The 12,875-nt window shown below is 41.5% G+C and carries 11 protein-coding genes, 1 other RNA gene and 1 riboswitch; of the genes, 1 reads left to right on the top strand and 11 read right to left on the bottom strand.

The genetic code is table 11. The features are described from left to right. Positions 1-22: 22 nt before the first annotated feature. A riboswitch (purine riboswitch) is annotated at positions 23-122 on the bottom strand. Between the two features lie 136 nt (positions 123-258). From MHI11_RS08700 to MHI11_RS08655, 10 genes are all read right to left on the bottom strand, one after another. Continuing rightward, positions 259-1,764 carry a carboxypeptidase M32 gene (locus MHI11_RS08700; RefSeq protein ID WP_340960856.1) on the bottom strand — a complete coding sequence of 502 codons (1,506 nt, stop codon included), beginning with the start codon at positions 1,762-1,764 and terminating at the stop codon, positions 259-261. A gap of 128 nt (positions 1,765-1,892) precedes the next feature. Beyond that, the gene (locus MHI11_RS08695; protein ID WP_044141145.1) at positions 1,893-3,830 is read right to left on the bottom strand and encodes an ATP-dependent DNA helicase; all 1,938 of its coding nucleotides are present in this window, start codon (positions 3,828-3,830) and stop codon (positions 1,893-1,895) included. Positions 3,831-3,904: 74 nt separating this feature from the next. After that, positions 3,905-4,102, bottom strand: coding sequence for a hypothetical protein (locus MHI11_RS08690; RefSeq protein WP_003215966.1), 198 nt, complete (start codon positions 4,100-4,102; stop codon positions 3,905-3,907). 105 nt (positions 4,103-4,207) lie between these two features. Next, a complete protein-coding gene (locus tag MHI11_RS08685; protein WP_044141144.1) occupies positions 4,208-5,362 on the bottom strand; it encodes a THUMP domain-containing class I SAM-dependent RNA methyltransferase in 1,155 nt (384 codons plus the stop codon). Positions 5,363-5,472: 110 nt separating this feature from the next. Next, positions 5,473-5,856, bottom strand: an RNA gene (gene rnpB / locus MHI11_RS08680) — RNase P RNA component class B. 61 nt (positions 5,857-5,917) lie between these two features. Further along, a complete protein-coding gene (gene gpsB / locus MHI11_RS08675; protein WP_044141143.1) occupies positions 5,918-6,223 on the bottom strand; it encodes a cell division regulator GpsB in 306 nt (101 codons plus the stop codon). 75 nt (positions 6,224-6,298) lie between these two features. Beyond that, positions 6,299-6,841 (bottom strand): DUF1273 domain-containing protein, encoded by a 543-nt coding sequence (locus tag MHI11_RS08670; RefSeq protein WP_309250976.1) that lies wholly within the window; start codon positions 6,839-6,841, stop codon positions 6,299-6,301. 49 nt (positions 6,842-6,890) lie between these two features. Next, complete coding sequence (gene cotD / locus MHI11_RS08665) at positions 6,891-7,130, bottom strand: spore coat protein CotD (protein WP_034661015.1); 240 nt, start codon at positions 7,128-7,130, stop codon at positions 6,891-6,893. Between the two features lie 315 nt (positions 7,131-7,445). After that, a complete protein-coding gene (locus MHI11_RS08660; protein WP_044141141.1) occupies positions 7,446-8,693 on the bottom strand; it encodes a ribonuclease H-like domain-containing protein in 1,248 nt (415 codons plus the stop codon). Positions 8,694-8,715: 22 nt separating this feature from the next. Further along, a complete protein-coding gene (locus tag MHI11_RS08655; RefSeq protein WP_044141139.1) occupies positions 8,716-10,962 on the bottom strand; it encodes a DEAD/DEAH box helicase in 2,247 nt (748 codons plus the stop codon). A 154-nt stretch (positions 10,963-11,116) separates the two neighbouring features. On the opposite strand from MHI11_RS08655, the gene MHI11_RS08650 reads away from it, so the two are divergent. Next, complete coding sequence (locus tag MHI11_RS08650) at positions 11,117-12,235, top strand: NADH-dependent flavin oxidoreductase (RefSeq protein ID WP_278175400.1); 1,119 nt, start codon at positions 11,117-11,119, stop codon at positions 12,233-12,235. 52 nt (positions 12,236-12,287) lie between these two features. Here the strand turns inward: MHI11_RS08650 and MHI11_RS08645 are convergent, their stop codons facing one another. Continuing rightward, positions 12,288-12,794, bottom strand: coding sequence for a PTS sugar transporter subunit IIA (locus tag MHI11_RS08645; protein WP_003216086.1), 507 nt, complete (start codon positions 12,792-12,794; stop codon positions 12,288-12,290). Between the last annotated feature and the right edge of the window lie 81 nt (positions 12,795-12,875).

The following is a 12,875-nucleotide window of genomic DNA, read 5'->3' as shown; positions in this document are numbered from 1 at the left end:
GGATCTTCAGCTCAAACAAGAGCTGTTTCATTTGCTCACTCATAGTCGGACGGTATCGGTGTCCGGTAGAAACTTGCGTGCCATCATCACGCGATTATATGAGTGTTATAGTGTTCAAATTATAACAAGATTTCTGACGCTTGGAAAGCACTTTTCTAGAAAAATACCGAACTTAAATAATAGATCAGATCAAAACGTTCGTTTTTAGAATATTCAAGCATCAAAAAAGCACCCTTCTAAGCAAAGGGTGCCTTTTATTTAAGATAAATACAGTTTCGTATATTTATCAGTTAAATAATCGATTAAATATTGTACATTTAATTCCTCACCAGTCGCATCTTGAATGATTTCAGATGGCTTTTTGCGTTTTCCGTGTTGGTGAACATGTGTTGTGAGCCATTCTTTTATCGGCGCAAAAGACCCATTTTGAATTAGCTCATCAAAATTCGGTAAATCTTTGATCATTTGGTGCTTTAGTTGCGCCGCATACATATAACCAAGGGCATATGAAGGGAAATATCCAAAGCTACCATCAGACCAGTGAACATCCTGCAAGATGCCGAGTGCATCATTAGGAGGCGTAATGCCAAGATATGCCTTATATTTTTCATTCCAAAGTGCAGGCAGGTCTTCGACCGCCACCTCTTCATTAAATATCGCTTTTTCAATTTCATAGCGGATGATAATGTGAAGCGGGTATGTGAGCTCATCTGCTTCAATTCGAATGTAAGTCGGCTTCGATTCATTCACTGCATGCACAAATTCTTCTAAAGAGACATCTTTAAACTGCTCAGGAGACGCTTCTTGAAGCTTTTGATAATACGTTTTCCAGAAGTCTTCATGTCTGCCAATAAAATTCTCAAAGAAAAGAGACTGTGATTCATGGATCCCCATTGATGTGCCATCACATAATAACGTTCCGCTCAGCGCCTCATCAATGTTTTGCTCATAGATGGCATGACCACACTCATGAATCGTGCCAAAGATCGCCATCCGAAAATCATGCTCATCATAACGGGTCGTCACACGAACGTCCCCTCTGCTCAATGTCACAGCAAACGGATGAACTGTTGTATCCAGACGTCCTGCGTCAAAGTCATACCCTAATTCTTTTAAGAAGAAAAGACTAAGTTCCTTTTGTTTGTCGATCGGAAAGCTTTTCGATAAAAATGAAGTATCCGGTTTATGAGGAGAGGCTTCGATTTTTTTCACGAGAGGAACAATGGCATCACGAAGTGCACCAAACTTTTGATCGAGCTGTTCAACCGTCATATCTGGTTCATAGTTATTGAGCAGCACGTCATATGGCGTTTGTTTCACGCCCCAATATTGAATAAAACGCTTGTTAAAATCGATGAGCTGTTTTAAGTATGGTGCAAAGAGTGAAAAGTCTGATTTCTCCCTTGCTTCTACCCAGACATGCTCTGCTTTTGATTGTAAAATGGAGTATTCTTTAAATTCTTCTTTCGGAATTTTGCTGTTTTCATCATACTCTTTTTGTGATAATTCGAGCGCCTTTTGTGTATCTTTTGACAGCTCATCTCGGTGTTTATTTAATGCGTGAAGAAGATCTCTCATTTCATCAGAAGTCTTCATATTAAAAATATCACTTGATAATTGACCGATCGTTTCAGCTCTGAAATCGGCGCTTTTTTTAGGCGCCTGTGTTCTAGAGTCCCAATAAAGTAAATGGAGCGCCTCCGTATAGTGGGCGATTTTTCCTAGTAATTGATAAAACGCTTTCTCTTTTGCTTCAAGACTCATATGTTTGTTCCCCCAATCGATAAAATATGTATGTACGTTTCAAGGCTACTTCAAGAAATGTTCTTTTGTCAATGAAAAAGGGAGGATACACAGATGGTATCCTCCTCTTTTTCTCGTTCGGGTGTTATTTAAGATGTGATGATTGGCTTTACTGGCAGAACGGATTCAATTTTACTTTGAAGCTCTGTATCTTCCTTGCGGTCAAAGTAAATATGAATGGTTCCTGCATCTTGGCTTGTCCGAATCAGTCTTCCAATACCTTGTCGTAAGCGCAGCAGCATATACGGAAGGTCGACTTCAGCACGAGCATCCTTTGCTTCATTCCGTTTCGCCTCAAATACCGGATCATGAGGCGGGTAAGGAAGTCCCCAGATGATCACATTTGTTAATGATTGTCCTGGAATATCCAGCCCTTCCCAAAGGTGAACAGAGCATAACACAGATGTCTCATCTGCTTGGAACTTTTGAACAATCGTGCTGATTTCCTCGTCTCCCTCAAAGTACACATGGAAAGGCAGTGATTCATTCGATGCCTCAAGCTGCTTTCTAAAGAAATGAAGTTCATCAAATGAAGGGAACAAAATGAGAGACCGTCCTCCACTATCTTTCAGCTGAGTGATCACTTGCTGTCCTTTTGTTTCTTGCTCTTGAAGCTGCTGAATCCCGTGGAAATAAATCTTCATTTGTTCATCGTAATCATACGGCGAAGCGACACTCATTGATAAGTAATCTTTAATCCCAAGACTTTCAGCTAAATAATCAAAGGATTGATTTTCAGACAATGTAGCAGAAGAGAAAATGTATGGTCTTTTTTGCGAGAATACCTTTTCACCAAGCACCTCTGCGACAGTCTTTGGCATCACAACAAATGTCGTATCTAATTCCTGCTTTTCAAGCCAGCTAATCGCATTTTTTTGATAAAGCGACAGAGAATACGCCATTTGTTCAATGTACTCTTCCACAACAGACAATTCGTATTGATCGATTGTATACATCTCTGATTCAAATACGAGTGCTTCTCCGATTTTTTCAAGTAAATCACACAATTCACTTGCAGAACGCTTCACCTCATCCACACGTCCAATTTCAAGTCGATGCGAGCCCTTGATTTCTTTGGCATGTGTTTTTAAGAGATAAAAGAACTCATCGTTTGTGGCAAGTGCATCTTCAACGAGCTCGGCAAACTCTTCGCGTATATCGTTTTGAAGCAGGCGCTCTAAAAAGGTTTCGAGCATTGATTGCTTCACTCGGTATGTCAGTGCTTTTTGTGCGGCAAATTCAAGAAGGTGGCCTTCATCAAATACAACGGAACTATGTTCTGGAAGCAGCGGAAGCTGGCCCTCGCGTTTGCGGGATTCCTTCGTCCACACATGCTCCATATAAAAATCATGAGAACAGATGATAAGGTCTGCTGCTTTCCGGTAATGATCTCTTGATAAATTCAGACCACAGCGATGACGCATATCGCACGTCAAGCAGTCCTGAAACGAGTCATAGCCAATGCGTGACCATTCATCATTGGATAGCTCTGGGTACTCTTTTCGATCACCGTACGGATAAAAGTTCTGCATCCCATGTGATTCATGAACAAACGAAGGAAGCGATTCATAAATATCGAGCCACTTCTCATCATCTTCACGCTGCATGGTTTTCTCTAATTTCTTTAAGCATAAATATTGATCATGCGATTTACTTAATCTCGCATCTATTTGAATATCAAGGTGATTGGCAATTTTATAGATATCACCCTCTTGTTTCACTAGCTGTTCAATTAACGTTTCGTCTGCACATGCAATAATCGCAGGTTTCCCTGTATACCTTGCATATGTGACCGCAAATAATAGGTAAACGATGGTTTTGCCTGTGCCTACCCCAGCTTCGGCAAACATCACACTTTTTTCTTTAAAGGCTCTTTCTAGTTGAAAAGCCATGAATATTTGTTCATCTCGAAGATCAAAGCCCTTTTCTGGCAAAATGTCATAGAACACATCACCAATCCAGTTGCCCAGTTCTTCGTAAAAATTATGTTCTTTTGATAATGAAAAAGGCAAACGAGATGCTGTCACCTGCTTCAACCCCCAACTTTTGAATCATTCAGACATTCTATAGTAACATTTATGCTGGGGAATGACAATCTTTTTTACGACCGCAAACGATGTTGATAGGTTTCTTTCATTAAAAATGCATGCTCAGAACGCTCTATGTAAGCCTGAGCAAGCGCTAAATCTTCGATGGCTGCTGTCAGCTGAGCAGATTGTCCACCTTCTTGCCCTTCAATTTCTTGAGCAGTCGAAGCGAGTGCTTTTTGGATTAACTGAAATTGATCATATTGTATCATGGAGACACCTCTTTTTTTAAAATCAAGTTCAGTTTATTCCGTCCCGTGAAGGTTTATACCTTTCTGGGATAAAAAAAGCCACACCTTCTGTAGGTGTGACATTTTTTATAATTCAGTTGTCTGTTTTCTAGGCGGGCGTTTTCCCCAATATTGGTAATAATCTGTTTTAATAAAACCATTAAACAGTTTTCTCTTTTTCGTTGCTTTTCTACCAAAGCACTCTTCGAACTTTTCATGTGACGTTAAGATGTAAATGGACCATGTGTCTAGGCTTTTAAGTGCTTCGCCCATTCCTTGATACATTTTTTCAACAGCTGGTTTATCACTGAGTCGTTCTCCATAAGGCGGATTTCCGACAATCACACCGTAATCTTCTTTTGTTTGAAAGTCTTTCACTTGCATTTGTTTAAACTCAATCAATTCACTTAGTCCCGCTTCTTCTGCATTCATTTTTGCAATGTCTATCATCCGGTGGTCGATATCACTTGCAATAATGCGGAGCGGCTGATCATAGTTTGCTTTTTCTTCCACTTCGTGACGCGCTTTGTTCCATACATCTTCACCAATCCACTCCCATGACTCGGACGCAAATTCCCGGTTAAATCCTGGGGCAATGTTTTGTCCAATCATGGCAGCTTCAATAGCGATTGTTCCTGATCCGCAGAAAGGATCAACAAACGGACGGTCAGGTGTCCAGTTCGTTAATAGCACGAGTGCAGCCGCAAGGGTTTCTTTAATAGGTGCTCCGCCTTGATCCATGCGGTACCCCCGTTTATGAAGACCTACACCAGATGTATCAAGCGTGAGCACAGCTTTATCTTTTAAAAGAGCAACCTCAATTTTATACTCAGGTCCTGTTTCTTCAAGCCATTCAGACTGTATGTTGTAAGTGTATATGAGCTTTTGCGCGATCGCCTTTTTGACGATACGCTGGCAATCCGGCACACTGGCAAGCTGTGATTTCACAGATTTACCGATGACTGGGAACGTGCTGTTTTTCGGTAAAAAAGCGGCCCAGTCAATCGCCTTTGTGCGTTCAAACAGCTCATCGAATGTTTTTGCCGAAAATTCAGCAACTTGTACCTTTATGCGGTCTGCTGTACGCAGCCAAAGGTTCGCACGGCAAATCGCAAGAGCGTCTCCTTCGAAAATCACTTTTCCGTTGTCTACTGTGCAGTCATAGCCAAGGTCTCTTACTTCTTTTGCAACAATCGCTTCAATTCCCATTGGAGCCGTTGCGATAAGTGTATAGGTTTTCATTGATTTATCACCTGTTTTCTCGTCCTTTTATGTATTCCAAGATAAAAGCTCTCCATATGTTGAAATAGGAGAGCTTTGTTTTCATCATGTTTATCATAACGGATATAACGTTCTGTAAGCCATGTTTTGTTCCATTGTACTGCAAACGGCAAATGCCTCGTACTCAGGTGGTAATCATCTATCTACAGAATTCTCTGTCCTTCTCTCCGTTTGGTTCCTTTGAGAAAGTTCCCCTACCAAGTTTGGGTTTCTCGCTCGAGGGGTTTACCGCGTTCCACTCTCACCATTTCTAGTGAGACTTCGTCACTGTGGCACTTTCAAGGATACTTTGCCATATCCTAAAAGGACGTAGGCATTTTTCCTGCCGTCAGCCTTTCCCAGGCTGCCCTGGCTTATTTTTTCGCCAGGCACGAACACTACGGGCATCTCAGCACCGTGCGAGCATGGACTTTCCTCTGCAATGTCTAAAAGCATTGCAGCGATTACCCGAACGTTAATCAACAAGCGTTATTATAAACGACAATGACATCAGGCACAAGCTTTTTTCAGCAAGGCTCAATCATAAAGTTTGCTGCCGAAAACGTGTTTCTCAAGGTTAGATAGTCTTTTTAAAATATCAGAGTTTGTTGTATTAGACTGTGCAGGCTGTCTTTTCCCTTGCTCAACGGCTTCTTCAAGCTGTTTAGACAAGTGGAGGTTTTCTTGTTGAAGCTTTTCGATTTCTTGGTTGAAGGTCTCATAGTCTTTAATGACCATATCTAGAAATTTATCGACTTCTTCTTGTTTGTATCCTCTGACACCTGTTTTAAATTCTTTTTCTAAAATTTCTTTTGCAGAAAGCTTTACTTTATCAGCAAGCATCTTTTTCACCTCATATCGTGAATTCATAGTATATTTTTTCAGAAATACGTGACGTTGTCAAATTTTCTCTTGCTTTTAGTCAAAAAACGGATCTTCCGCCTCAACTTGCGCTCTCAAATCATCCATTGTGATGTACATAATGGGGTAATCTGTATAGTTTTCCGCTTCTTTGATCATGTACTTTGGTGAGCCATCATGCTCCGGATCATAAAGGACGAGGAGTCCATCTGTTTTTTCAATAAAAAAACGGTTCTTTTGTTTAAATTGTGCCGGACTTTCATACGGTCTATGCGTGACACTTTCTACAAAATCGGCCTGTGCAAGAATTCCTTCATACAACTCTTTGTTTTGTTCATTCCAGCGCTCTTCCTGATCATAAAATGGCGTAATGACAGCAAGTTTTAACGCTGGATACTCCTCTTGAAGCTCAAATACCACTTCAGCTGTCCAGATTTCTGCCCCAAGCTGGCCTGATATGAGAACCCATTCCAGGCCTTCTTCAATCAGGGCTGTCAGCCTTTTTTGAAGCTCCGCTTTTATGTATTGAAGTGCAGGCTCGTCTTGTTTGAATATCCCAAGCTCAAATGGCTTGTACCCTGTGACAGCAATAATTTTCATTTTTCCACCTGCTTTTAAAAAAAGGGACTTATAAAAGTCCCATTCCACTTTATCTGTTACAGCAAGGTCCACCGCAGTTAAAGTGTTGATGTGTTGCTGGATCCACCTGAGAAAACGTATGCGGGAAGTAGTGAACATGTTTGAAATTTTGATGGTGAACATTTGTTACATGTTGCGGATGGATATGCGGCACAATTGTTGTTGAATCACTGTGTGTACAGCAATGATTCGTCGGATGAACAATTGGCTGTGTAACATTTGGTTGGCAATGATGATGATGATGGTACATGTAGCATTCCCCTCTCCTTAATTTTCTTACATTAACAATGTATGAATTAAGAGGTGTACATGTACTAATGCATTAACCTATTTTAAAAGTTTGCAAGGAAAACATCCTTATAGTTTGAAAACACAAATGCGACCAAAATGACAACAAGAAAAAACAAGTAGAAAAGACCCTTATACATGCTCTACGCTCCTCATTCAATATCTAACGTTATTTTACAGGATTCATGACTTTTCTACAATAAAAGTGCTAAACAATTTTTATTTTCGGCCGAGAGCCGAACGTTGTCATGTTTTGCGCTTTCCCGGGCAATAATGTTTATTGCCCAGCTTTTCTCAAAAGTCGTTTTTTTCGCTTTTCAAGTTCTTCTATGTCTCGCTGACTTAACGATGAGAATGATAATAAAGATTCAGTGATGGATAGAGCAGAGCTTGCATCTTTTTCTCGATGTTCTTTATACTTCGCAAGCTCTATACCCGCTTTTAATGCTAAATGGAGATCGCTTGATTCAAATAATCCCCCCCATATTTGAACCGCTTCATCCCACTCGTTTTGTCGTTTATATTGCAAGGAAAGATCATAAGACGCCTGATTCGCATGCTCAAAATCAGCATCCGTTAATTCTTGCAAATGCTTCGTTGCTTCCTGTACATCACGATGAGCAAGATGCCACCTAGCGAGTGCATACTTCTCATTGTATTCCTTTACCGCATCCTCAGATAGTATTTTTTTGGATAGATGGATGTAGAGGCTGATTAACGATAAGACATCTAGTTCATTATGAGTCAAGATTCCTTCAATCAGCTTTGGGTTTTGTTCCTTTAAAAAATGAAAATAAATCATCGGTGCCAAAAACCCCGGCGTGTCGTTTTCACGCTGCACGTGCAGCTCTTCTTTTTCCACAACGGATAGCGCCATTCGTTCATATTTATGCTTCCACAATCGTCTTGATCCGTGCAGTAGATCAAAATGGCCGAATTCAGGAAGTGCAGGGATTTGATCTCGTAAAAGTGTATGTCTCGTTTTCACTTGCGGCCAATCGAAAGATTTACCATTATATGTAACTAATGATTCTACATTTACTTCAGCCAGAAAGCTTTTGTAAAGAGCCGCTTCATTTCCTGGATTGGTGAGCAGGTGTTGTTTCACCACCACTTTGCCTGAAAAGACACGTGCGTGTCCAAGCAAGAAAATCATATTTCCTGTACCGCCAGATAATCCTGTTGTTTCAGTATCAAAGAAAAACAGCTCGTGCGGCTCGTACCCTTTAGCCGATAGCGAATGCTGGATGCCGCTTTCGTTCCATGCCTCGATGATCTTCGGCAGTTCCGCAAACGAATAGCGTCCATGCTGATCATCTAATGAATAGGTGACTTCCCGAATCAGACAAAAGGAATCCTCAAAATGATAAGGAGACACACCTAATGCTTCCCATTCTTTTAAAAATGGGATATTTTCTGAAGTTACAGGCTGAGGTTGTCCTTCCGATGTTTTCTGCCGGTTTTCATGTGTCTGATTGTGTGATAAATGCTTTTTCATTCTGTTTAATTTCCCTTTTAAAGACATGAGCAGGTGTCCCCTCCTTTCCTTAAAATACGGACAGCAATTCAACGATGCTGCTTTTTCCGTTGACCTCTTTCATTTCCATGCCAATGCAGGATGGACAGCCATTTTCACAGCGGCACCGCTCAATGAGCTGTATGGCTGCGCCTGCTATTTCATCGAAGCGAGCTTGTACTTCCTTACTTAAGCCAATGCCGCCAGGATAATGGTCATATAAGAAGACCGTCGGTTTTCCGGTATGTGCCGCTTTAATTTGTGAAACCACATGAATATCAGAACGGTCACACATCACAAAAGCAGGTACAATGTGCTGAAGAACATTTGCGATGCCTAGCAGCAGCTGTTCAAGTGTTTTCTCTTCAAATCTCCGCTCTGCCTCGCGTAATTCAAACCAAGCCGCACTCGTATGAATTTCTTCTTCCGGTAAGTGAATCGGTCCAGACCCGATATTTTCACCGGTAGTTAGTCGGATTTTCTTAAAAATCGTCGGCATTGCGTTGACGGTCACATCACCGTAGTGAACAGATACAGCTTCCTTCTCTGTCGTCTGATCGATTTCAAGCACCTTCAGTTGGACGGCTAAATTCGCATCTGTATAGTATTCTACATCTACTTGTTTCACATAAGCCTTCAGATGCTCGTAATCTAGCTTTTCCACTTGATACTGAACCCCTTCGTGTAAATAAATGGCTTCATCATGAAGCAGCGTCATCGCACTGAAACGGTCCATCTCTCCAATAATCCGAACATTTGCCACATCTGATTGATCCACAATCACGACATTTTCCTGGCTTGCAGACCGAAGGCTGATGCCATGCGCTGGGAACGATTGATCTGACCAATAATACCGATTCCCGCTAAAATGGAGAACGCCTTCCTCATGTAAGTATTGCAAAATCTCTTCTACGTCCATACCGCCAAACTGTTCATCCTCCCGAAACGGAAGCTCGTAGGATGCACATTTTAAATGATCCACTAAGATAATGAGGTTTTCAGGGTTAATTCTGGCAGCTTCAGGTGGTCTATTAAAGAAATATTCAGGGTGTCTGACAATATATTGGTCAAGGGGTGAGGAACTTGCCACCATGATAATGAGTGCTTCCTCATGACGCCTTCCAGCACGGCCAGCCTGCTGCCATGTACTCGCTACACTGCCAGGATACCCGGTCATGATACAGACCTTTAGCTGACCTATATCCACACCTAATTCTAGTGCGTTCGTACTGACGACACCTAGAATGTCTCCTTCTCTCAATCCTTTTTCAATCACACGCCGCTCTTTTGGTAAATAGCCTCCGCGATATCCACGAATTGATTTTGGGCCGATCTCTTTTTTCACTAGCTCTTGAATATGACTTAAAATCACTTCAACTCTTACTCTGCTTCTAGCAAAAACAATCGTTTGGATTTTTTCCTTTAAAAAAGTTTTAGCCAGTTGATTGACGACTGTGGCGGCACTTTGTCTAATATTTAGTGGTTTATTCACAACTGGTGGATTGTAAAACACAAAATTCTTTTTACCGCTAGGTGCCCCATTTCGCTCAATCAAATGCATCTTGCTTCCCGTTAGCTGCTGCGCAAGCTCTTTTGGATTCGCAATCGTTGCGGACGTACAAATGAAAATCGGATCACTTCCATAAAATGCACAAATTCGTTTTAACCTGCGAATCACATTGGCCACATGACTGCCAAATACACCTCGATATGTATGAAGCTCATCAATGACAATATACTTCAAATTCTCAAACAAGCTGACCCATTTCGTATGATGAGGCAAAATGGCTGAATGTAGCATATCTGGGTTTGTGATGACAATATGTCCTGCTTGTCTGACTCGCTGCCGAATGGCGGGAGAGGTATCTCCGTCATATGTTTCACTATGAATCGGAACATCCATCTCGTGGATGATCTCGTTAAGTTCACTCTTTTGGTCTTGTGCGAGCGCTTTTGTTGGGAATAAATAAAGGGAGCGGCTTGTCTGATCTTCTACGATCGACTGAAGGACTGGCAGGTTGTAGCAAAGTGTTTTACCTGAAGCTGTTGGTGTGACAGTTACCACATGCTCCGCGTCCATCACACGTTCAAAGGCTTCCTTTTGATGAATGTAGAGTTCACTCACGCCTCTTTTCTCAAGTGCCTTTTTCAGCTTTTCGTTTACTCTTTCAGGAACCGGAGAGGTCTGTGCAGGCTTCGCTTCGATTTCATGCCACTGTTCTACCTGTTTGTCTTTTTTTAATTCTTCTATGAGTTCGTTCATTGTTTTCTTTTTCATATCGCATCACCTCTCTTACATAGTGTACCGAATATTTGTTTGCATGACTAGGCGGCAATTTTTGATATGTTTTTCTGAGCAAATTATTTGTTTGCATGTAACCATATCAATTACACTTCAGATGAGAAAACATTTCAAGAAAGAAGGAAATCGTATGAAAAAAGATTTTGAGCCATTATTTGAACCATTTACGTTTCCAGGAGGTGCGTCTATTAATGGCCGGTTAGTCGTTGCGCCAATGACACACTTCGGTTCTCACGAGGATGGCACTATTTCTAAAGAGGAAATTGATTTCATTACAGCTAGATCTAGTGATATGGGCATGGTGATTACAGCATGTGCGAACGTGACTCCAGATGGTAAGGCATTTGAAGGACAGCCTTCTATCGCAAGAGATGAAGATATACCCGGCCTGAAAAAACTAGCTTCTGCGATTCAGGCAAAGGGAACAAAAGCCATCATTCAAATTCATCACGGCGGCTCTCAGGCTCTCCCTCACTTAGTTCCAAATGGTGATGTGGTTGCGCCAAGTGATGTGTTTAAAGATGGAAAGCAGATTGCACGCGCTTTAAAAGAAGAGGAAATTGTCCATATCATTGACTCTTTTAAAGAAGCGGCAAGACGAGCGGTCGAAGCAGGATTTGACGGCGTGGAAATCCACGGTGCAAACGGTTATCTATTACAGCAATTTTACTCTCCGCATAGCAACCAGCGGACAGATCAGTGGGGAGGAAATGAAGAAAAGCGTCTAGCTTTCCCTATCGCTGTTGTGGATGCAGTGAAAGAAGCAATCGAAAAGCATGCGAAAAAACCGTTTATCTTTGGATATCGATTATCCCCTGAAGAACCAGAAACGCCTGGTTTAACGATGACAGAGACGTTTACCTTAGTCGATGTTCTTAAAACTAAAAACCTTGATTATTTGCATATCTCTTTAATGGAGATTGACTCTAAAGCAAGACGCGGTGCAGATACGGATAAGACGCGTATGGAGCTGCTAAAAGATCGCTGCGGCGATACCCTTCCGCTCATCGGTGTAGGCAGCGTCATTACAGCCGAAGATGCACTAAGTGCCTATAACCAAGGAATTCCGCTTATCGCTATCGCACGTGAGCTGATCGTCGACCCAGATTGGGCAAAGAAGATTAAAGAAGGCAGAGAAAGCGAGATTGAAACTGTCATTAAACGAAGCCAAAAAGATCAATATTTGATTCCAGAAGGATTGTGGTCTGTTATGGAAGCAAGTCTAGGCTGGGTTCCGATGGAAGATTAATGTCACCAAAAAAACTACCCTCAAACGATTGGGTAGTTTTTTTGTGTCCTGATTATTTCAATTTAACGGTAAAAAGCTTAGATGTCTGTTTTTCAACAGATCCCTTTGGTTCTTTATCGAGATGCTCGATCAAGTCTCCATTCATAATGACAATCGGTGTCACTGTGCTTGCCGCTTTCTCTTCAATCAGTTCTAAATCACACGTAATGAGAGGGTCACCGATCTTCACTTTATCTCCCTCTTTGATGTGCGCTTCAAATCCTTCACCATTTAATCCCACTGTTTCAAGTCCGATATGAATCAGAAGCTCAAGCCCTGAGAGTGTTCGAATGCCAATTGCATGTTTTGTATGGAAGAGCTGAATGATTTCACCCTCTACTGGTGACACAATCGTGCCACTATTTGGTTTGACTGCTACGCCGTCTCCCATCATCTTTTGAGAGAAAACAGGGTCTGGTACATCCGTCATATCCATTAACTCTCCATCAGCTGGAGAATAAATGATTTCTTCCTTTACATCATCTTGGTTTTTCCCGAAACCGAATAATTTTTTCAGCAATGTCAATTGCTCCCTTCAAGCTTTGCTTCTAGATCTATTCCGTGTATGAAACGCTGCACTCATACACCTTGCTTCATTCAA

Origin of the sequence: Bacillus sp. FSL K6-3312, from assembly GCF_038007485.1 — a bacterium.
Lineage (GTDB): Bacteria > Bacillota > Bacilli > Bacillales > Bacillaceae > Bacillus > Bacillus pumilus.
This window is presented reverse-complemented; position numbering and strand designations above follow the sequence as displayed.